The sequence below is a fragment of the Nocardia sp. NPDC050413 genome (assembly GCF_040655475.1).
Classification (GTDB): Bacteria; Actinomycetota; Actinomycetes; order Mycobacteriales; family Mycobacteriaceae; genus Nocardia; species Nocardia coubleae.
In genome coordinates this window covers 33,077-53,746 of sequence record NZ_JBFAJZ010000004.1, presented here as the reverse complement: position 1 = coordinate 53,746, position 20,670 = coordinate 33,077, and the positions used below count along the sequence as shown (strand labels likewise).

Genomic DNA, 20,670 nt, shown 5'->3' with positions numbered 1-20,670 from the left:
TGACGACTGTTACGGCCGTGGATCCCACAGATCAGCGGCGCGTATCAAGCGCCGCCGACCTGCGGAAACAGTGTGATAGTTGGTGTTTCACATCACGGTGAAACGGTGTCACCGGTGGGTGGCGGCGGCTGGGAATCCAGCTCGGCCACCTCCTCGTCGGTGAGCAGGCGTGAACGGATCAGGAACCGCACGCCCTCGGGGGCTTCCAGCGAGAAACCGCTGCCCCGGCCCGGCACCACGTCGACGGTGAGATGGGTGTGTTTCCAGTATTCGAACTGGTCCGCACTCATCCAGAACGGGATGTCGCCGGGCAGATATCCCAGCAGCACGTCCGAGCGGCCCACGCGGAATTCACCGCGTGGGTAGCACATGGGGGAGCTGCCGTCGCAGCAGCCGCCGGACTGGTGGAACATGACCGGGCCGTGCAGCCCGGTCAGGTCCCGGAGCAGCGTCGCCGCCTTGTCGGTGAGGTCTACTCGTCGGACCATCAGCGGCGCACCATCAGAAGAAGCCGAGCTTCTGCGGCGAGTAGCTGACCAGCAGGTTCTTGGTCTGCTGGTAGTGCTCGAGCATCATCTTGTGGTTCTCGCGGCCGATGCCGGACTTCTTGTAGCCGCCGAACGCCGCGTGCGCCGGGTAGGCGTGGTAGCAGTTCGTCCACACCCGGCCCGCCTTGATGCCGCGGCCGAGGCGGTAGGCGGTGTTCATGTCCCGTGTCCACACGCCCGCGCCGAGGCCGTAGAGGGTGTCGTTGGCGATCTTGAGTGCCTCGTCGGTGGAGTCGAAGGTGGTCACCGCGACGACCGGGCCGAAGATCTCCTCCTGGAACACGCGCATGTCGTTGCTGCCCTTGAAGATCGTCGGCTCGATGTAGAAGCCGCCGTCCAGGCCGTCGACAGCGCGGACCGCGCCGCCGGTGAGTACCTCGGCGCCTTCCTTCTTGCCGATGTCGATGTAGGACAGGATCTTCTCGAACTGGTCGTTGCTGGCCTGCGCGCCGATCATGGTCGCCTCGTCGAGCGGGTTGCCGCTGACGATCGCCTTGGTGCGCTGCACGCAGCGTTCCATGAACTCGTCGTAGATCGACGACGCGATCAGCGCGCGCGACGGACAGGTGCACACCTCGCCCTGGTTCAGCGCGAACATCACGAAACCCTCGACGGCCTTGTCGAGGTAGTCGTCGTCGGCGGCCATCACATCGGGCAGGAAGATGTTGGGACTCTTGCCGCCCAGCTCCAGGGTGACCGGGATGATGTTCTCGCTGGCGTACTGCATGATGAGCCGGCCGGTGGTGGTCTCACCGGTGAAGGCGACCTTGGCCACGCGCGGGCTGGACGCGAGCGGCTTGCCCGCCTCCACCCCGAAACCGTTGACCACGTTGAGAACTCCCGGCGGCAGCAGATCCGCGATCAGCTCCACGACCTTCATGATCGAGGCCGGTGTCTGCTCGGCGGGCTTGAGCACCACCGCGTTACCGGCGGCCAGCGCGGGCGCCAGCTTCCAGGTGGCCATCAGGATCGGGAAGTTCCACGGAATGATCTGGGCGACAACGCCGAGCGGCTCGTGGAAGTGGTAGGCGATGGTGTCGCCGTCGACCTCGCTGATCCCACCCTCCTGCGCGCGCAGCGCACCGGCGAAGTAGCGGAAGTGGTCCACCGCCAACGGCAGGTCGGCGGCGAGGGTTTCGCGAACCGGTTTGCCGTTGTCCCAGGTCTCGGCGACAGCGAGGGCCTCGAGATTCGACTCGATGCGGTCGGCGATCTTGTTGAGGATATTGGCGCGCTCGGCGGCGGAGGCGGCACCCCACGCGTCGGCGGCACGGTGCGCGGCATCGAGGGCCAGCTCGATGTCGGCGGCGGTGGAACGGGCGATCTCGCAGAACGGCTGACCGTCCACCGGCGAGGTGTTCTCGAAGTACCGGCCTTCGACCGGCGGAACCCACTTGCCGTCGATGAAGTTGTCATACCTGGGGGCGTAGCTGACGATGCTGCCCTCGGCGCCCGGCTTGGCGTAGATCATGTGCGGAAACTCCTCGCTGGTTCCGGTAATGCGTGACGCCCATCACTATCCACCCCGAGGGTTGATGAAACGTTGAGAGCGGATCTCGTGGCGCCCGATGCCGGTGATCACGGCCCGGAAAACGGCTCTTGCGCTGCGGCGGCCTATACCCTCTGCGCGCTGTGTAGGCGGGCGGTGGCCACGGCCCGGCGAGGGTCGCGGAGGGGGAGCAGGGTGAGGGCGTGTTCGTGGACGGCGATGTCGTCGGGGGCGGCTTCGCCGTAGGTGACGGCGTGGTGGGGGTCGGGGCTGGCCAGGACCGCGTTGCGCATGGCGACGGCGAGATAGTCGCGCCATTCGGTGATGCCGGGTGTTTCCGAATCCGGAAGCAGCGGACCGTGATACAGCCGGACGGCGGTGTCGAGGTCGCCGGATTCCAGGGCGCGCAGGACGTCGAGCGCGTCGCAGGACAGGGGGGTGGTGAAGCGGTAGACGCGGTTGGTGATGTCGCCGCCGGTGGCGCGGCGCAGGTACGACATCTCCGATTTCAGGGTGCTCGCGCCGACCGCGCGGTCACCGTAGACGGCGTAGTGCAGGCGTTCGTGGCTGTAGCCGTCGTCGCTGAGCGCGAGCAGAGTGAGGATCTCCAGCTGACGTGGGCGCAACCGGATCGGAGTGCCGTCGCGCATCAACCGGCCCGCGCCGAGGCAGGTCAGCCGCATGCCCGCCGGTGCGGGTGTGGCCGCGTGCAGTTTGGCTTCGATGGCACTGGTCATGGTGCGCACCGTGGCCATGGCCAGCGGGTGGGAGCGTTTCCAGGTGGTCGACAGGTCGAGCACGCCGAGCAGGGTGCCGTCGGCCGCGCGGATCGGCGCGCAATAGCAGACCCAGCCGTGCAGGGCGGCGACGAGATGTTCGGCCGAGAACACGGTGTGCGGTTGATCGGTGCGCAACGCCAGCGACAGCGCGTTCGTCCCCATGTGCGCCTCGTCCCACCGCCCACCCGGCGCGAAATTCACCTGCTCGGCCCGCCGCCGCATGACCGGCCCGCCGTAGGTCCACAGAATCGTCCCCGAAGCATCGGTCACCGCCGCCACGTACCCCGCGTCGTCGGCCACGCTGTGCAACTGGTCCTTCAACTCGCTCACCGGCCCACGCAGCGGCGACTCGGCCCACTTCGGCCCGATATCGGTCTCGCTCTCGGGCGCGCAATCGCGCCCCGGATCAACCGTCCGCAACGACCGCAACCACGACTGCGCCACCTCGGCCCGCACCCCGGAACTCCGCCCGAGCGCCGATTCCCCCGCAGGCACCCACTGCGCCCACTCCCGCTCCAGCGCAGCCCGCTGCGCCGAGAGCGTCAGCTGCGATGCCATGGGGGTTCCTGTCCGGTCGCTATCAGGGCCTTCGCCCCCAATAATGCCCCACCCATGCCCCACCCAACAGCCGTTTCGGTGGTGGTGCAGGGATCGGCCCAACCACTGTCCGTCGGTCGCGCCGGGCTTCGGCGGCGGCCGAGTAGGCGGCGCGGCAGCCGAGCGGCAGAATGATCGGGTCAGAATCAACGACCTGCCGGGGGGCATTCACAGTGGAACGGACATTCCAGGTAGATCTGCGTGGCATCGTCGATCTGCTCAGCCATCACCTCTATTCGAGTCCGCAGGTGTTTCTGCGGGAGGTGCTGCAGAACGGTGTCGACGCGATCGCGGCTCGTCAGGGGCTCCACCCGCAGTGGTCGGGCCGGATCGGCATCGAGACGATCGAGCACACCGGTGACGGCACCTTACGGATCCACGACAACGGCATCGGCCTGACCGAAGACGAGGTGCATACCTTCCTCGCCACCATCGGCAACAGCTCCAAGCGCGACGAGCTCGGGTTCACTCGTCAGGAGTTCCTCGGCCAGTTCGGTATCGGACTGCTGTCGTGCTTCCTGGTCTCCGATCACGTGCGGGTGCTGACCAGGTCGGCACGCGGTGGACCGACGCTCGAATGGCTCGGCCGGTCCTCGGGCCAGTACTCCGTCACCCGCGCGGCGGTCGAACGCCCGGAACCCGGTACCACCGTGGTGCTGTCACCGCGGCCCGACCACAGCCGGTGGTTCGAGTACGCAACGGTGCTGGAGCTCGCACGGAAATTCGGTGGGCTGCTACCAGTTCCGGTGTCTGTCGCCGGTACGCCGGTGGCGGTGGGGACGCTCCCGTGGCAGGTGCCGTACCGGACGGCCGCCGAGCGAACGGCGGCGCTGTACGCGTACGCCGAACAGACCTTCGGCTTCCGGCCGCTGGACTGCCTCGACCTCTCGGTGGCCGAGGCCGGGCTGACCGGCGTCGCGTTCATCCTGCCGGTGCCCGCCAACCCCGCTGTGCGCGGCGGACATCGGGTATACCTGCGCCGGATGCTGCTGGGCGACGAGGTGACCGACCTGCTGCCGGAGTGGGCCTTCTTCGCACGGTGCGTGGTCGACACCACCGAACTCCGCCCGACCGCGAGCCGTGAATCCCTGTACTCCGACGATCTGCTCGTCGCCACCCGCCGCGCGCTCGGCAGCCGTATCCGCGACTGGCTCGTCACGATGTCGGTGACCGATCCGTCGACGCTGCACGCGTTCCTCGCTGTCCACCATCTCGGTGTGAAAGCGCTTGCCCTCCATGATGACGCGATGCTGCGACTGGTCTTCGACTGGTGGCCGATGGAAACCGGCTGGGGGCCGATGACACTCGCGGAGTTCTGTCGCCGCAGCCCCGTCGTGCGCTACACCACAACCGCCGACGAGTTCCGCGAACTGGCAGCTGTCGCCGCCGCCCAGGGCATCGGCTTGATCAACGGCGGCTACACCTACGACGTGGCGATCATGAACCGCCTGACCACCCTCGACCCCGCCCTCGTCGTCCGTGGACTCGATCCCACCGAACTCGCCACCCGATTCGACGCGGCACCCGAGGACGATCCGCGCGTGGCGTACATCCTCGGCCACGCGCGGCAAACCCTGGCATCGCTGGACTGCGTTCCGGTCGCCAAATCCTTCGATCCGGCGCAGCTACCCGCGCTGTTCCTCGCCGACCGGGATGTCTACCGGTCGCGAGAGCGCAGCGAGACCAAGGCGCGCACCGATGGCCTGTGGGCCGACGTGTTGGCGGCCGTCGAACCGGCCGACCAGCCCGAGGGTACACACCAACTGGTTCTGAACCTGCGCAATCCGATCGTGGTCACCATGCTCGACCTGACGGACCCGCACCTGATCGGCCTGGCGATCGAGTCGTTGTTCGCACAGGCCTTGCTGCAGGGTAGACATCCGCTCGGTGCCACCGAGAGCGCGCTGATGAACCGCTCGTTCAGCGGCCTGCTGCAGTGGGCGATGCGCGGTCAGGACGCGATCCGATGAGCTACAGCGAAGCCGAGCTCCAAACCCGCTATCGCACACTGGATTCCGGTTGGCACGAAGCAGCCTTGGATGAATTGGCGGAGATCATCGCGCACGCCGAAGCGGGTGGTTACCACCGGCTGGCCTTCCGCGCACGACGTGATCTGGCGGATCGGCACTGCGTCTCGGGCCAGTGGGAGAAGGGCTTTCCGCTGTTCGCGCGGTGTCTGGCCGAGTTCGACAGCCGCCCGGAGGATTTCGGTCCGCACGAGGAGTTCTCACTGCGCTCGTGGTATGTGCGCACGGTGACGACCATGGCGGAGTATCCCGAGATCAGCGTCGAACAGATCACCGGGCTGCACGCCGATATGCGCCGCCGGTTCGCCGCGCACGGGCACAGCCTCGCCGGATTGCACACGGCCGAGCGCTGGTTGGCGTATGTGCGCGGCGATTGGGCTGCGGAGGAGGTCGCCTATCGGCAATGGCACCTGGCCGGTGGGCCGCGACCGAACTATATGTGGGACTTCGAGAACGAGATCGAGCGCCTGGTTCATCGCGGGGATCGTGCCTCCGTCGACCGCGCCCTCGCACTCGCCGAGCCGGTGCTCGACGGCCGGTTGACCTTCGCCGAGTCGACCGCGCCGATCGAAGCACACATGCTGCCGTTCTGGGCGACCAGACTTCCCCCGGAGCGGGTGGCAGAGGTATTCCAGCGGATGGATCGCGGGTTCGACGACGGTGGCCCGTGGCGTTACGAGTATCCGAGCAAGGTCATCGAATTCCTGGCGCTGACGGGGAACGAAGCCGAAGCATTCGAGCGATACCGGCGACGCATGTGCCACTTCACGACGTTGAGCCGCCCGTACGGCCGCATGGAATTCGCTACGAGCTGCGCTGCCGCCCTCGGACGTCTGGTCCGGCTCGGCCGCGGTCCCGAGGCGGTGCCGTGCCGTGGTTGCTCGGGCAAGCATCCGACGAAGACGCTGTCCGAACGGCACAACGAGTTGCGGGCAGAGGCCCTGGCGCTGGCCGCGACGTTCGACGCGCGCAACGGCACGACCTGGCAGACCGAGCAGGTCACACGCAGATTGTCCGCCGATCCGTTGCTCGAGTTCCTGCCGTTGCGGCCCGGCGCACGACTGGTCATGCACCGTGTCTCACCGATCGGGTGCCCACCCGACGTCGCGGTACACGCCGCGCGCTGGCTGCTCGACCGAGGACTCGGCATCGCGGCGGGTCAGTATCTCGGATTGGTCGGGGAGCCGACAGACCCGGCAGTTGCCGCGGGAGTACTCGAACTGAAGGCTCGCCGCGCCGATGATGACACCACGCTCCCCCGGCTGCGCGAAGCAGCAGCGGCTTTCGCGGCAGCGGGCGAACCTGTGCGCGGGGACCTGTGCCTGGTTGCGGCGGCGGGTTGGTTGCGGTTCGAGAAGCGTTGGGCCGAGGCATTGGAGGAGCTGTCGGCACCGTTGGAAAGGCTTCGCGCCGAAGCGGACCCGGAATCGGTCGGCCACGCGGAGGTGACGTTGGCCGCTCTCCAGTATGCCCTCGAGCGCGATGGCAACGGTTATCCGCTGATCGAGGAAGTCGTTCGCCGCGCGGAGATGATCGGCGACCCACGACTGCTCGGGGAGGCTCGCTATCAATACGGGTGGATGCGGCAAGGGCGCGGTGATGACGCGAAGCTGATCGCCGTCGACTACACCGCCGCGGTCTGCGCGCTGGCCGCGGGCGGTGCTGATTTCCGGGCCAGGCAGGTGCTGAATCAGCTGGGCACACTCTTCGGGAAAACCAAGGACTGGCCCGCCTTGCTCGACAGTCTCGACCGATGCCAGAGCGCGTTGCCGCCGCACACGGGACGCCTGGTGATCGCGGCATTGCGGTGGCTGCGCGGTGAGACGTTGCACAGTGCTGGGCGCAACGAGGAGGCCCTCGTCGAATTGTCCTTTGCCGCACACGAATATGACGCGATCGATATTCTCAACACCTCGAAACGGGCCCACTGGGTGAAGCTTGCCGAAGTGTGCGCCGCGCTGAGCGACTGGGAACAAGCCCTTCGGCACAGCGAATACGCCTGTGCGTGGGCGGATCGTGCCCGCCGAAACGGTGCGCTAGGTGATGCCGTCACGATGGTCACCGGCCGTAGCGTCCTGGCTGATTCGTTGCGCGAACTCGGCCGCCTCGATCGCGCCGTCAGCGAATATCACACCCTCGTCGACGAGGCGCTGGCTGCCGATCGACACCACACCGCCCTGTACGCGCACAGCCAGGCGGGCGACCTCCTCCTGCGGCTCAACCGTCCGGCCGCAGCGGCCACCGACTTCCATGCGGCGGCTGACCTGAGCGCGCAGGCACCCCAGACACCGCGCGTGCTGCGAACCCTTCGGATGAAGGAGGTGATAGCCCACGTGCGCGCTGGTGCGGTAGACGCGGCGGAGACGGCGCTGGAGCAGGCGCGGGCGATCGAGGCGACCGACTCCGACCATGCCGCACGTCTGGATCTCGCTATCGCGCACGTGCTGTTCGCGCGTGGGAAAACCGCTGCGGCGCTGGAACATACGGTGCGTGCGCAGGACACGCTGCAGGCCACCGGCTACTACTCCACAGCGGGTATGGCGGCCCTGTTCCTGGCTCAGCAACATCTGGCTGCCGCACGACCGGATCTCGCGGTGACGGTGTTGCGGTCGTCGATCCCCCGTTATCCGAAGGATGAGCCCGTCGTCGACGAGCTGTCCGCATTGCTCGGCAGCCTCGAGGCTCAGCACCGCTCGCTACCGAGCCGGCCGTGACCGCCTCTACACCGTAGCCCCCTGTAGCACGCAGGGCTACACTTGACCTATGAGGCAGATCAGTCAGCGCGAGCTGCGGAACAATTCCGCGGCGATCATGGATGCCGTGGAGGCGGGCGAGACCATCGTGGTCACCCGAAACGGTGTCGAGATCGCCGAGGTGCGGCCGGTCAGCCGGCGTCGGCGCCGCAGCGCGGAAGAACTGGTCGCACGGCATCGTGGTCTGCCCCGGGTGGACTATGCCGCGATGCGTCGGGAAGCCGACGAATTCTTCGGCACCGAGGACAGGATCGGCGACGACGACCCCTGGAGCGGCCGGTGAGCGTCAGGCATCCGGCGGGGGTTCTCGATACGTGCGCCTACCTCGACCTCGGATCGCTCGATCCGAACAATCTGCCGGAGACTCCGGAGATCACCGCCATTACGCTGGCTGAGCTCAATCAAGGCGTCGCGATGGCCGAGGATCCGGTGAGCCGGGCCGAGCGCTCGGAGCACCTCGGCGCCGCGATCGTCGAATTCGACCCGTTGCCGTTCGACGAAGCCGCGGCGACTCGGTACGGAACTTTGGTCGCGCTCACCATCGCCGCGAACCGGGACCCACGTCCCCGGCGGATGGACCTGCTCATCGCGGCGATCGCGTCGGCGAACTCGCTTCCGCTCTACACACGCAACGCCTCCGATTTCAAGGGGCTGGAGAGCATGCTCGAGGTCGTCGCGCTCTGAGGTGCTGGGGCGGAGCAGGAACTTGTCAATAGCGCTGCGGTACAACAACTGAATCGGACTGCGGTGTGATGTGTGGCTGGGTGGGGACAGTCAAGGTGGTCACGTGCGTATCGCCGACACCTCCCCGAGCAATGCCGACATGAAGCGAACGGCAGGTGGGGTGAAGGTTTGGGGTGCGATCGGTGTTTACGTTGCGACCACCCTTGCCGCATCGGTGTTCTTCCTTGCGGTGCAACCGCTTTCGGGGATAGATCCGGCCGTGCTGTCGCTGGTTCAGTTCGCCCCGTCGGCCGGTGCGTTGGCCACCTGGCTGGTGTTCCGGAAGACCGTCGCTGCGGTGCTCCCGGCTGCGGTTTCCGGCCGGCGGGTGGCGGGGAATGTCGCGGCGATGGTCGCGGTGTGTGTCGGGTACTGGTCGATGCTGATGGTGGCGGCGGTTGTGTCGGGGACGGCCACCGTGGGGGCAGCGGCTGTCGGTAGCGTGCCCTTCGTCGTGTTTCTCGTGGTGCAGTTGCTGGGGGCTGGTGGGGAGGAGATCGGCTGGCGCGGGGTGATGCAGCCGATGCTCGAATCGCGGATGGCCAGGTTGGGGGCGGTGTGGGCGTTGTGGCATGTCCAGGCCTTCACGGCCGGGCCGGTGGTCGCGGGGTGCTTCTTCGTGGCGACCATGGCGTTCGCGATGGTGCTCGGCTATCTGGGCACAGGGAGTTTCGGTCAGCGTGTGCTGGTCGCCTCGATCGGGCATTGGCTGATCAATATCGCGGGATACTTGCTGGCCGGAGACGCGATGACGGACCGGCCGCAGATCGTTTTCGTCGCGGTGGCCGCCGTGCTGGTCGCCGTCGCCACCATGACGGTTCGCGCGGTGGAAACCCGCCGCTGATGGTTGTCGGCACTGTCTCCGCGTGTGTGGCACGCTGGCAGCGTGAACCGGTTGGGTAGCGCGACTTCGCCGTATCTGCGTCAGCACGCCGACAACCCGGTGCATTGGCGGGAGTGGGATGCCGATGCACTGGCCGAGGCGGCCGCGCGGGATGTGCCGATCCTGCTCTCGGTCGGGTACGCGTCGTGTCACTGGTGCCATGTGATGGCGCACGAGTCGTTCGAGGACGCGACGACGGCCGAGCAGATGAACGCCGACTTCGTGTGCGTGAAGGTCGACCGGGAGGAACGCCCCGACCTGGACGCGGTGTACATGACCGCGACCGTCGCCATGACCGGGCAGGGCGGGTGGCCGATGACCTGCTTCCTCACCCCCGACGGTGCGCCGTTCTACTGCGGCACCTACTACCCCAAGCAACCACGCGGCGGGATGCCCTCGTTCACCCAGTTGCTCACAGCCATCACCGAGACGTGGCGCAACCGCCGCGACGAGGTGGACAAGGCTGCCGACCAGGTCACCGAGGCTCTGCGTGCGCAGGCGACCGGCCTGCCGGACGGCGAGATCGCCCTCACCACCGAACTTCTCGACAAAGCGGTCCTCGCTGTCGCCGCCGACGAGGACCGCGCACACGGCGGATTCGGTGGGGCACCGAAGTTTCCGCCGTCGGCGATGCTCGAGGGTCTGCTGCGGCACTGGGAGCGCACCGGCGACCAGGCCGTGTTCGACCTGGTGGAGCGCGCGGCCGAGGCGATGGCGCGCGGCGGTATCTACGACCAGTTGCGCGGCGGGTTCGCCAGATACGCGGTCGACGCGAATTGGCTTGTGCCGCACTTCGAGAAGATGCTCTACGACAACGCCCTGCTGTTGCGCGCCTACGCCCACCTGGCCAGACGCGCACCGGCGACCCCCTTGGAATCGTTGCCGCACAGGGTTTCCCGCGAGACGGTCGAATTCCTGCTCGCCGATCTCGGTACCGCCGAGGGCGGATTCGCCTCCGCTCTCGACGCCGACACCCAGCTCGAGCCGGGCGGTCCGGGTGTGGAAGGCGCCACCTATGTGTGGACGCCCGCCGAGCTGGTCGGCGAACTCGGCCCACTCGACGGCATGTGGGCCGCCGACGCATTCGGAGTCACCACGGCGGGCAACTTCGAACAGGGCACCTCGGTGCTCACCCGCCACAGCGACCCGGTAGACGCCGAACAGTCGGCCCGCTTCGATCGGTTGCGCACCAAGCTCTTCGAGGTCCGCACCGCGCGTCCACAACCGGCGCGCGACGACAAAGTCGTCACCGCCTGGAACGGGATGGCCATCACCGCGCTCGCGGAAGCCGGTGCGGCACTGGAGGAACCGTCCTGGGTGGCGGCGGCCGTGCGGTGCGCGCGTTTCCTGCTCGACGTGCACCTCGTCGACGGACGCCTGCGCCGCGCCTCCCTCGACGGTGTCGCCGGAGCCCCACCCGCTGTGCTCGAGGACTACGCCTGGCTCACCACCGGCCTGCTCGCCCTGTACCAGGCCACCGGCGAACCCGATTGGCTCGCCGCCGCCCAGGTGATCCTCGACTCGGCGATCGAGCATTTCGCCGACCCCGACCGCCCCGGCAGCTGGTTCGACACCGCCGACGACGCCGAAACCCTGGTGACCCGCCCCCGCGACCCCATCGACGGCGCCACCCCCTCGGGCACCTCAGCCCTCGCCGAGGCACTGCTCACCGCCTCGGCCGTCGCCGACCCCGACCGCGCCGTCCACTACCGCGAACTGGCCGACCACACCCTCGCCCGCGGCGCACTCCTGCTCGACCGCGCACCACGCACCGCCGGCCATTGGCTCGCCGTCGCCGAGGCCGCCGTCCGAGGTCCGTTCCAGGTGGCCATCGCCGCAACCGAAAAGACCTCGGCCACAATGGAACTGCTCGCCGCCGCGCGCACGGCCGCGCCGGGCGGCTCGATCGTGCTCGCCGCACCCCCGGACGCCGCCCCACTGCTCACCGACCGCCCCCTCGTCGACGGTCATCCCGCCGCCTACGTCTGCCGCGGCTCGATCTGCGACCTCCCCGTCACCGACCCCGCGGACCTGACTCTGGCCCTGCGCACCTGACAGGGCCTCGGTCGGGGCGGCCTGGTCTTGTCGGCGGGCCGGCGAGACCTACGCCGGGCGCACCTGTGGGGCACGCGGATTCGAGTCGGAGCGGCCGGGTCGGCAGGTGCCGCCGATCAGTGGTTCGGTGGGATATCGGTCCAGGTCCGGGTGCGTCCGGGGATGCCGCGCAGGCGAAGATCCTTGTGCCGCTTCCATTTAGCGCGTTCAGCGGGGGCGGACGCCTGCACCACGTCATCGCTGACCAGCACCCGCCGCGTCACCTCCTTGGCGACGGTGGTGAGCCGGGCCGCCTCGTTGACGGCGTCGCCGATGACGGTGAACTCGAGGCGGGTATCGGAGCCGACGTCGCCCGCGAACACCTTGCCCCGTGCCACGCCGATACCGATGTCGAGTTCCCCGGTGGCCACCACTTCGTCGCGGATGCGGCGGGCGGCACGCAGGGCCGGGGTGGCGTTGTCACGCAGCGCCGATGGCGCGCCGAAGATGCACAGGGCGGCGTCGCCCTGGAATTTGTTGACCAGGCCGCCGTTGTCCTCGGTGGCCGCGACCACGGTGGCCAGCAACCGGTTGAGCTTGTGCACGAACTCCACCGGCTCCATCTCGGCCGACAAACGCACCGAACCGGTGACGTCGATGAACAGCGCCGACACCGTGCGCACATCACCGGTGAGGTCGGCGCTGCCTGCCAACGCGCGCTCGGCGACCGTCGAGCCGACGTGTTTACCGAACATGTCCTCCATGTGCGCCTGTTCGCGCAGGGTGGTGGCCAGTTCGTTGACGGAGTGTTCGAGCCGCCCGATCTCACTCGCGCTGCCGACGGGCACCCGCACATCGAGTTCCCCGCGGGTGATCCGGTCCAGCGCCCGGTACATGGCCCGCATCGGGGTCGCGACCGAGCGCGCGAGCAACGCGGTGGCCAGCATCCCGACGGCGAGGGCGACGATCGAGAACATCCAGGCCGCGCGCACCCGGTCGCTCGCGGGCGTGGTGCGGTCGCTGAGCACCACGATGACGATGAGCCCCGGCAGCGCACCGGACACAGCCCAGGTGACCAGCACGCGCACCAGCACCGTGGCACTCGGATGCACGGTCGGTCCGAGGACGGCGGCGACGATGGGTACGGTCGGGCGGATCAGCCGGTCCAGGATCAGGTAGATCACGCCCGCCGATTCGAGGGCACCGAGAATGAACCCCGCCCCGATCACGATGGTGTTGTGGTAGTCGGTGAACCGGTCGACCAGCCACACGGTGAGGATGATGCCGGGTAGCCAGATCAGCACGGCGCGCACGGTGATCGCGGCTGGTAGCCGGATCAGCTGGCGAGCTTCGTCCGGTGTCGGTTTGCGTCCTTCGTCGAGCCAGCGCAGGTGTTTTCGGCGGTCGTAGATCGCGAGTCCGATGCCGAGGGTGAACCCGAAGGCGGGGTAGATGGCGATGAGCCAGGCCGCGTCGTGCCAGTCGTCGCCGACCCGGCTGAACACGCCACCGGCCCAGGAGATGAGAAAGATGGCGCCGACGCCGACGAAGTTGGCGGTGATGACCACGAGGGCGAGCCCCCAGTGCGACCGCAGCAGCCAGCGGACCAGCCGGTTCACCGCGCACACCCGTCTACCGCACCCCGTGACGGGGCCGGGGCGGGGCGAGCCGCGCGAATGATCGACACAACTGTCCAGCATAGAAGGCGCGGCCGAGGACACCGCGCACGCACGCCGCTCAGCCGAGCACGACGAGCCAGATCGCGATGTAGTGGCACAGCGCCGCGACGACGGTCGCCGCGTGGAAGAACTCGTGGTGCCCGAAGTCCGGCCACGGGTTGGGCCACTTCGTCGCGTACAGCACGGCCCCCACGCTGTAGATCACCCCGCCGATGGCGAGCAGTACCAGCGGCAGCACCCCCACGTTGTGCAGGAGCGTCGGCGCGACCGGCACCACGGCCCAGCCGAGCAGCAGATACAACGGCACGCCGACCCACCTGGGCGCGGTCGGCCACAGCACCTTGAGAGCGACTCCCGCGAGCGCTCCCACCCACACCACGATCAGCAAGGTCCGCCCGGTGCTGTCGGGAAGGCCGAGCACCGCGAACGGGGTGTAACTGCCCGCGATGAACACGAAGATCATCGAGTGGTCCAGCCGCTTCATCCGCACCCGGGTCCGCACGCTCGCCCAGGTCACCCGGTGGTACACCGCGCTCACGCCGAACAGCCCGCACACCGCGACCCCGTAGACCACGGTCGCCCACCCGGCCGTGGCCGAGCGTGCGAACCCGGCCACCGCGAGCGCCGCCACCGCGACCACGGCCACACCGAACGCCCACGTATGAATCCACCCGCGAAACCGCGGCTTCACCAGCGCGACAGGCACACCCGAATCGCTACCGACCGCCTCCACGACCACCTCCCAGTCAAACCTACGGAACCGTAAGTTACGCCTCAACGGTACGCGAGACCCCCGCCCACCACCGCCGAAGGTGCCGACAACCACACAAACAGAATCCACCCGCCTGCCCCATCGGAGGCGGTCCGCGGAAGGGCGTGATCAGGCGAAGCGGACCTCGGGAATGGTCGCCATCAGTTCGGCCCACTCCGGGTACATCGCAGCCTTGCGCTCGTGCATGGCCATGATCTCGGCGCCGAGGTCGGGGTTCATGTCGTCGGACAGGTCGGGGCCGATGACGAGTTCGGCGAAGTGCGGCGCGATGAGTGGATCACCGGCGAGGTGGACCGGGTCGTGCATGTAGCGCTCCAAGGCCTCGAGGTCCGCGATGCCGACGCAATAGCCATGGGTGAGGCCTTCGGCGGGATTGCCGAGGTTCCGGCCGACGGTCGCGAAGCTCACCGAATCGACGGCAGCGGTGCGGCGCATGGTGGCGAGCACTTCGGCGCGTTGCTCCTCGGTGGTCTCGTCGCGGAACCGGAATCGAAGCATGTGGACAAGCATGAACCCTCCTGAATTGAACTGATGGGTTCAATTTAAAGTACTTATCAGTTAGGCCGCAAGACTGAACCGGTGAGTCAATCGGTGGCGGTAGGCTCGACGAGTGGCAGCACCGGCGCGTGGTCGCATCGACAAGCGGCAGCAGATTCTGGCGGCCGCGTTCGCGGTCTTCGCGCGGCGCGGGTACGCCCAGACCTGCGTACAGGAGATCGCCGACGAGGCCGGTGTCGCGAAACCGACCGTGTACAACCACCTCACCGACAAGGGCACCCTGTTCCGGGAAGCGCTGCTGACGGCCGCCGATGTGGTGAGCGCGGAAACCCTTGCGGCCGTGGACACCCTGCGCGACATCGGCGACGATCCGCGACAGGCGTTCCTCGACTCGGCATACCGGCTGCTGCAGGTGTGCGCGAGTGAGCGCGGCCGATCCCTGCACCGCCTGGCCTACGCGCAAGCCGAGGACTTCGCCGACTTGGCCCTCCAAGTGCAGCAGCGCACCTCGGTCCGATTGCGCGAAGCACTGGCCGACCGACTGGCCCGCCTGACGCTGGCAGGCCGATTGCGTGCCTGCGACCCGGACACGGCCGCCGAGCAGTACCTGGCCCTGCTCACCGGCCCCCTCGAGGCACGCTCACACATGGGCGCACGCAAGATCCCGACCACTGAACTACGCACCGTCGCCGAAGCCGCGACCGACACCTTCCTACGCGCCTACCTCAAAGATCCCGAGAAAGCCGCCCCCTGATCTCGCAAGAACATGGGTAACTCGCCGGGAACGAGCTGACCCGCCCACTGCACAAAGCTTGCCGCGTACCCACCTCACCCCGCACCTTGGTCTGGCCAAAAGTTGCGGGGAGGCGGGTGAGCGTAGGGTGCGGGCGTGGAGTTTTTCGGTCGGGTGCGAGGGTTGCCGTACCGCGTCTATGAAGCCAGGCTGTCCAAGCAGCTGGCCGACAAGCAGCACCCCCGCCACGTGGCGGTGATGTGCGACGGGAATCGACGCTGGGCGCGTGAGAACGGGTTCACCGATGTCAGCCACGGTCATCGCGTCGGTGCGCTGAAGATCGCCGAGCTGGTCGGCTGGTGTGCCGCCGAGGGCATCGAGATGGTGACCGTCTACCTGCTGTCGACGGAGAACCTGCGCCGCGATCCCGAGGAGCTCGAGACGCTGTTCGAGGTGATCACCGATGTGGTCGAGGAGTTGTCGGCGCCGGAGCAGAATTGGAGTGTGCGGATCGTCGGTTCGCTCGCCGGTTTCCCCGAGTTGATCGCCAAGCGCCTGCGGGTGGCGGCCGAGCGCACGAGCGGGCGCGACGGTGTGCACGTGAATGTGGCTGTGGGGTACGGGGGTCGGCAGGAGATCACCGACGCGGTGCGCTCGCTGGTGCGTCAGGAGATCGCGGCGGGGGAGTCGGGTGAGGATCTGGTGCAGTCGATCACGGTCGACGCGATCGGCCAGCATCTGTACACCTCGGGTCAGCCCGACCCGGATCTGGTGATCAGAACCTCTGGGGAGCAGCGGCTTTCGGGTTTCCTGTTGTGGCAGAGCGCGTATTCGGAGATCTGGTTCACCGAGGCGTACTGGCCGGAGTTCCGGCGGGTCGATTTTCTTCGCGCGCTGCGGGATTACGCGGCGCGGCACCGTCGCTTCGGGGTGTGAGTCGTAGTCCTCGCGTACTGTCGCGTTCGTGGAACCTGATGAGGCGTCTTACATCAGCTATGAGGAGTTCGGCAGGCGTTTCCTCGAGTACGCCGTGTCCGAGCAGCGCATCGCGGACGCGTTCGGTGAGCTCACCGGTGCCGCTTTCGATTTCGGCCCGATCGGGGTGGGGCCGGGCCGGTTGGCGAAGGTCACCGCGCAGGTGGAGCTCGGCCGGCCGCGCATTCTGCGTTTCGTCGACGCCTTCATCTCCTTCGAGCTGACGATCCCGTTGCATGTGGATCTGGTGGTCGATCTCGCGGTCGACCGGTCGCGGTTCCGGGTGGACGGCACCGTGCACCTGCATCTGACGGCACGCACGGCCGACCCGCTGCGGGTGGTCATCGACATCGCCGAGCCCCGTCCGGGTGATGTGCGGGTGAACGTGGCCAGTTCCACCAAGCGCGGGCAATTGCTGCGGGTGCTCGCCAGTGTCGATCACGAGATCCGCCGGTTCGTGGCCCGGTACATGTCCGAGGAGATACGCAAGCCCGAGATCGCCGCGGTGCGCAATATCGATGTGGCGACCAGGTTGGACGCGGCCTGGAAGTTGTGACGAGTCGCCCCGGTTCCGGTGGTGCGCGGGCTAGGCTGCTGCCCGGAACGGACCCGTCGACACAGGTAGGGGACAGCGGTGGGAGTTGCGCGTGCAGGTGCGTGGATCGCGGCGCTCGGTGCGGTCGGTCTGGTAGCCGGGTGTGGGGTCGAGGGCACGCCCGCGCCGGTGATCACCCCGAACCAGCAGCCGGATCGTTCCGGGGTGTTCGCGTATCGAACCGAAGGTGAGCTGGTTGTCGTTCGCGGCGCCGAAACACTGCGTGCGTCGGGCAATTTCGGTTATTCGGCGGCACCGGTGAACTTCACCCGCGACGGTGCGTTCGCGTTCGCGGTGGAGACGGCGTCCAAGACGCTCGTCGCGCTGAGCGTGGACAACGGTTCCGTGACGCGCACCGAATGCGACTGCACCGACGCGGTCGCTCTGCGTGACGCGGTGGTCGGCTGGTGGCGCGAGCCCGGCCAGATCATGAGCCAGGACCTCGCGGGCACCACCCCCGCCGAGCCCGAACGCGACATCGTGCTCCCGGATTCGCCTAGCCCGCTCTCGGGTGGCAACTGGGACGGCGCCCGCCTGGTCGCGGCCACCGACGAGTACGTGCTGCTGGCACGGTCGGAGTCGCGCGGGCTGTGGTGGGAGAAGAACCACCTCTACGCGATCGGCTCGGATGCCATCCTGCCGCTGGGACGGGTGCCCGGCATCGACTCCGAGCTCTCGGCCGCCGCCGGACCCGACGGGCACACCTTCGTGCTCGCGGGCACCACCGCGCGCAGTTCCTCCTGCGGCATCGGTTTCGTCGCGACCATCGACGTGCGAAGCAACGCCGTCTCGGACCTGCCCTCGGTCCCCGGCGAGTGCTCGACGGTCTACAACCCGCGCTGGGGCGGCGACAACGTCATCAGCGTCGCGGTGCGCAAGTGGGCCGACGTGGCCGGGGCCACCAGCACGGTCGATCGCTTGCGTTCGGCCGCCCAGGGCTGGGCGCCGGTCGCCGAGCAACCGGTGATCGACATGCTCGCCCGCTCCGAGCAGACCGTCATCCAGGTGGTCGGCGGTGAGCCGCTCGCGGCGCGGGACACCCCGCAGGGCGTGCTCGTCGTCGAAAAGGGCGGTGCGCGTTCGGAATTGGCGACCGAAGTGGTGTCGCTGGGGTCGCCGATCTAGAGCTTGCGCAGGCGCAGCCGGTTGATGGTGTGGTCGGAGTCCTTGCGCAACACCAGGGTCGCGCGCGGGCGGGTCGGCAGGATGTTGTCGACCAGGTTGGGCCGGTTGGTGGAGTTCCAGATGTCGCGCGCGGCCGCGGTGGCCTGCTCGTCGCTGAAGCCGGCGTAGTGGTGGAAGTGGGCGTTCGGGTCGGCGAAGCCGGTCTTGCGCAGGGCCAGAAAGCGCTGCACGTACCAGTTCTCGATGTCCTCGATGCGCGCGTCGACGTAGATGGAGAAGTCGAACAGGTCCGACACCATCAGGCGCGGGCCGGTCTGCAGCACGTTGAGGCCCTCGACGATGAGGATGTCGGGCTGGCGCACGCAGTGCTTCTCGTCGGGCACGATGTCGTAGGAGATGTGCGAGTACACCGGCGCGCACACCTCTTCGGCGCCCGATTTCACCTCGGTGACGAAGCGCAGCAGTTTGCGCCGGTCGTAGCTCTCCGGGAAACCCTTGCGGTGCATGATGCCGCGGCGGGTGAGTTCGGCTGTGGGATAGAGGAATCCGTCGGTGGTCACCAGGTCGACACGCGGGTGGTGATCCCAACGCGACAGCAGCGCCTGCAGCACGCGCGCGGTGGTCGACTTGCCGACCGCCACGCTGCCGGCGACCCCGATCACGAACGGCACCTGCTTGTCGGGGTGCTTCTCGCCGAGGAACGTGGCGGTGGCGGCGAACAGTCGCTGACGTGCGGCGACCTGGAGGTGGATCAGGCGGGCGAGCGGCAGGTACACCTCGGCGACTTCCTCGAGGTCGATCTGCTCGCCGAGGCCGCGTAGTCCGGTCAATTCCTCCTCGGTCAAGACCAGGGGAGTCGACTTGCGCAGGGTGCGCCACTGCTTCCGGTCGAACTCCACGTACGGGCTCGGCTCGCTCATCCGTGCCACTTACCCGACGCTCCGTTCGGGCAAACACGCACAGCTGGGCTGCCCGTTCGGTGAGATCCGGGATAACTCTGACCGCATGCGGCGATTGTGCTCCGTGTCGGTCGTCCGTGCGCAACGGGGGGTTTGGCTACCCGTCGGTAACTAGTAACAACCGCGAGGTAGGGCCCGCTTTTCGAATTCACCACGTAAGGTCGGGCGCATGGGGTCTCATCCGTTCGTCACCGAATACCTGCGGCTCGGACTGGCTTTCGATCGGCTCGAATCCGGCTTCGTCGACGCCTACACCGGCGATCCGGCGCTGCGTCGCGAGATCGACAACGCCGCCGCGCCCGTACCCGCCGACCTGGTCCGGCGCGCCGTCGACCTGCGCGCCGCCCTGCCCGATGCCGGGCTCTCGCCCCAGCGCACCGAGTTCCTCGACGCCCACCTGGTGGCGATGGAATGTTCGGCGCGCAAGTTCGCGGGTGAGGAGATCGGTTTCGTCGACGAGGTGCGCGCGTACTTCGACGTCGACATCACTCCGGGCGACCCCGACGACTACCGCGAGGCGCACCGGCTGATGGACGAGGTGCTCGGCGGCGACGGACCGCTGGCCGAGCGGGTCGCCGCCTACCGGCGCGGTGACGAGATCCCGCCCGAGCGGCTGCCCGAATGCGTCGAAGCGTTCTCCAGCGCCCTGCGCGAACGGGTCCGCGCGCGGTACCCGCTGCCCGACCACGAACACGTCACCTACGAGGTGGTCGGCGACAAACCGTGGTCCGGTTTCAACTACTACCTGGGCAACTACCGCTCGACGGTGGCCATCAACTCCGATCTCAAACAGCACATGGCGCACCTGCCCGCGCTCATCGCCCACGAGTCCTACCCCGGGCATCACACCGAGCACTGCCGCAAGGAGGCCGGACTGGTCGCGGCGGGCGAGGACGAGCAGACGCTGTTCCTGGTCAACACACCGCAGTGCCTGATGGCCGAGGGCCTGGCCGACCTCGCGCTGCAGTCGATCGTCGGGCCCGGCTGGGGTGTGTGGGCGCAGGAGATCTACGCCGACCTGGGGCTGCGTTTCGACGGCGAACGCGCCGAACGGTTCTCGGCCGCGTCGGCGAAACTGCTCAGCGTGCGCCAGGACGCGGCGCTGCTGCTGCACGACAAGCACCGCAGTCACGACGAGGTGGCGCAGTTCCTGCAGCGCTGGAGTCTGGCGACGCCGGAGCGGGCCCGTCAGTCGCTGCGGTTCCTGTCCTCACCGCTGTGGCGCGCCTACATCAGCACCTATGTGGAGGGCTACCGCCTGCTCGGCGGCTGGCTCGACGGTGTCGTCGACGCGCAGGACCGCATCGAACGGTTCGGCCGGTTGCTCGACGAGCCGCTCACGCCGGGGGCGATCCGGCGCCTACTGGATGACGGCGCAACCGCCGGGATTCATCAGTGAGCAGATGAGGTAGCCCAGGTGCAGAAGTAGCGCCTCGATCGGGTTGGACGGAGCGACGGCCGGGGTGACGGGCAGCGTGTTCATACCTGTGTCATCGGTCAC

At 68.0% G+C, this 20,670-nt stretch carries 19 protein-coding genes; 11 read left to right on the top strand and 8 right to left on the bottom strand.

What is annotated here, in order from left to right:
* Positions 1–92: 92 nt before the first annotated feature.
* The 3 genes from AB0I19_RS12555 to AB0I19_RS12545 form a co-directional block, all read right to left on the bottom strand.
* Positions 93–488, bottom strand: a complete 396-nt coding sequence (locus AB0I19_RS12555; RefSeq protein ID WP_067637832.1) for a DUF779 domain-containing protein — start codon at positions 486–488, stop codon at positions 93–95.
* A 13-nt stretch (positions 489–501) separates the two neighbouring features.
* Positions 502–2,019, bottom strand: a complete 1,518-nt coding sequence (gene adh, locus AB0I19_RS12550) for an aldehyde dehydrogenase (RefSeq protein WP_067485636.1) — start codon at positions 2,017–2,019, stop codon at positions 502–504.
* 143 nt (positions 2,020–2,162) lie between these two features.
* Positions 2,163–3,374, bottom strand: a complete 1,212-nt coding sequence (locus AB0I19_RS12545) for a transcriptional regulator (protein ID WP_181696610.1) — start codon at positions 3,372–3,374, stop codon at positions 2,163–2,165.
* Between the two features lie 212 nt (positions 3,375–3,586).
* Between AB0I19_RS12545 and AB0I19_RS12540 the strand changes: the two genes are divergently transcribed.
* The 6 genes from AB0I19_RS12540 to AB0I19_RS12515 all read left to right on the top strand — a co-directional run bounded on the left by AB0I19_RS12540 (position 3,587) and on the right by AB0I19_RS12515 (position 11,854).
* Complete coding sequence (locus AB0I19_RS12540) at positions 3,587–5,383, top strand: HSP90 family protein (protein ID WP_181696609.1); 1,797 nt, start codon at positions 3,587–3,589, stop codon at positions 5,381–5,383.
* The gene (locus AB0I19_RS12535; protein WP_357147856.1) at positions 5,380–8,154 is read left to right on the top strand and encodes a hypothetical protein; all 2,775 of its coding nucleotides are present in this window, start codon (positions 5,380–5,382) and stop codon (positions 8,152–8,154) included. The genes AB0I19_RS12540 and AB0I19_RS12535 overlap by 4 nt, the downstream gene beginning before the upstream one ends.
* A gap of 49 nt (positions 8,155–8,203) precedes the next feature.
* Positions 8,204–8,476, top strand: a complete 273-nt coding sequence (locus tag AB0I19_RS12530; RefSeq protein ID WP_357147854.1) for a type II toxin-antitoxin system prevent-host-death family antitoxin — start codon at positions 8,204–8,206, stop codon at positions 8,474–8,476.
* A complete protein-coding gene (locus AB0I19_RS12525) occupies positions 8,473–8,877 on the top strand; it encodes a type II toxin-antitoxin system VapC family toxin (protein WP_357147851.1) in 405 nt (134 codons plus the stop codon). The genes AB0I19_RS12530 and AB0I19_RS12525 overlap by 4 nt, the downstream gene beginning before the upstream one ends.
* 103 nt (positions 8,878–8,980) lie before the next feature.
* Entirely contained in the window at positions 8,981–9,760 is a 780-nt protein-coding gene (locus tag AB0I19_RS12520; protein ID WP_357147849.1) for a type II CAAX endopeptidase family protein, read from the top strand.
* 42 nt (positions 9,761–9,802) lie between these two features.
* Positions 9,803–11,854, top strand: coding sequence for a thioredoxin domain-containing protein (locus AB0I19_RS12515; protein WP_357147846.1), 2,052 nt, complete (start codon positions 9,803–9,805; stop codon positions 11,852–11,854).
* Positions 11,855–11,970: 116 nt separating this feature from the next.
* On the opposite strand, the gene AB0I19_RS12510 is transcribed toward AB0I19_RS12515, so the two are convergent.
* The 3 genes from AB0I19_RS12510 to AB0I19_RS12500 form a co-directional block, all read right to left on the bottom strand.
* Positions 11,971–13,452 carry an adenylate/guanylate cyclase domain-containing protein gene (locus tag AB0I19_RS12510; protein WP_357147844.1) on the bottom strand — a complete coding sequence of 494 codons (1,482 nt, stop codon included), beginning with the start codon at positions 13,450–13,452 and terminating at the stop codon, positions 11,971–11,973.
* A 118-nt stretch (positions 13,453–13,570) separates the two neighbouring features.
* Positions 13,571–14,245, bottom strand: coding sequence for a hemolysin III family protein (locus AB0I19_RS12505; RefSeq protein WP_357147841.1), 675 nt, complete (start codon positions 14,243–14,245; stop codon positions 13,571–13,573).
* Between the two features lie 147 nt (positions 14,246–14,392).
* Positions 14,393–14,794, bottom strand: a complete 402-nt coding sequence (locus AB0I19_RS12500; RefSeq protein WP_357147839.1) for a Dabb family protein — start codon at positions 14,792–14,794, stop codon at positions 14,393–14,395.
* 100 nt (positions 14,795–14,894) lie between these two features.
* On the opposite strand from AB0I19_RS12500, the gene AB0I19_RS12495 reads away from it, so the two are divergent.
* The 4 genes from AB0I19_RS12495 (at position 14,895) to AB0I19_RS12480 (ending at position 18,210) form a co-directional block, all read left to right on the top strand.
* Complete coding sequence (locus tag AB0I19_RS12495; protein ID WP_357147836.1) at positions 14,895–15,536, top strand: TetR/AcrR family transcriptional regulator; 642 nt, start codon at positions 14,895–14,897, stop codon at positions 15,534–15,536.
* A gap of 135 nt (positions 15,537–15,671) precedes the next feature.
* Positions 15,672–16,451, top strand: coding sequence for an isoprenyl transferase (locus AB0I19_RS12490; protein WP_067485647.1), 780 nt, complete (start codon positions 15,672–15,674; stop codon positions 16,449–16,451).
* A gap of 28 nt (positions 16,452–16,479) precedes the next feature.
* Positions 16,480–17,046, top strand: a complete 567-nt coding sequence (locus AB0I19_RS12485) for a hypothetical protein (RefSeq protein ID WP_357147834.1) — start codon at positions 16,480–16,482, stop codon at positions 17,044–17,046.
* Between the two features lie 78 nt (positions 17,047–17,124).
* Positions 17,125–18,210, top strand: a complete 1,086-nt coding sequence (locus tag AB0I19_RS12480; RefSeq protein WP_357147831.1) for a hypothetical protein — start codon at positions 17,125–17,127, stop codon at positions 18,208–18,210.
* Here the strand turns inward: AB0I19_RS12480 and coaA are convergent.
* Positions 18,207–19,139: a type I pantothenate kinase gene (gene coaA, locus AB0I19_RS12475; RefSeq protein WP_067485654.1), complete on the bottom strand. Its 933-nt coding sequence runs from the start codon at positions 19,137–19,139 to the stop codon at positions 18,207–18,209. The genes AB0I19_RS12480 and coaA overlap by 4 nt on opposite strands.
* A gap of 199 nt (positions 19,140–19,338) precedes the next feature.
* Here coaA and AB0I19_RS12470 point away from each other — a divergent pair, with 199 nt between their 5' ends.
* Complete coding sequence (locus AB0I19_RS12470; RefSeq protein WP_357147828.1) at positions 19,339–20,568, top strand: DUF885 domain-containing protein; 1,230 nt, start codon at positions 19,339–19,341, stop codon at positions 20,566–20,568.
* Here the strand turns inward: AB0I19_RS12470 and AB0I19_RS12465 are convergent.
* Complete coding sequence (locus tag AB0I19_RS12465) at positions 20,530–20,652, bottom strand: hypothetical protein (RefSeq protein WP_357147825.1); 123 nt, start codon at positions 20,650–20,652, stop codon at positions 20,530–20,532. The genes AB0I19_RS12470 and AB0I19_RS12465 overlap by 39 nt on opposite strands.
* Positions 20,653–20,670 lie beyond the last annotated feature (18 nt).

Bases quoted from the DNA above. Each gene is read 5' to 3' on its own strand.
- AB0I19_RS12555 (WP_067637832.1), bottom strand. From the start codon at position 488: ATGGTCCGACGAGTAGACCTCACCGACAAGGCGGCGACGCTGCTCCGG.
- adh (WP_067485636.1), bottom strand. From the start codon at position 2,019: ATGATCTACGCCAAGCCGGGCGCCGAGGGCAGCATCGTCAGCTACGCC.
- AB0I19_RS12545 (WP_181696610.1), bottom strand. From the start codon at position 3,374: ATGGCATCGCAGCTGACGCTCTCGGCGCAGCGGGCTGCGCTGGAGCGG.
- AB0I19_RS12535 (WP_357147856.1), top strand. From the start codon at position 5,380: ATGAGCTACAGCGAAGCCGAGCTCCAAACCCGCTATCGCACACTGGAT.
- AB0I19_RS12530 (WP_357147854.1), top strand. From the start codon at position 8,204: ATGAGGCAGATCAGTCAGCGCGAGCTGCGGAACAATTCCGCGGCGATC.
- AB0I19_RS12500 (WP_357147839.1), bottom strand. From the start codon at position 14,794: ATGCTTGTCCACATGCTTCGATTCCGGTTCCGCGACGAGACCACCGAG.
- AB0I19_RS12470 (WP_357147828.1), top strand. From the start codon at position 19,339: ATGGGGTCTCATCCGTTCGTCACCGAATACCTGCGGCTCGGACTGGCT.
- AB0I19_RS12465 (WP_357147825.1), bottom strand. From the start codon at position 20,652: ATGAACACGCTGCCCGTCACCCCGGCCGTCGCTCCGTCCAACCCGATC.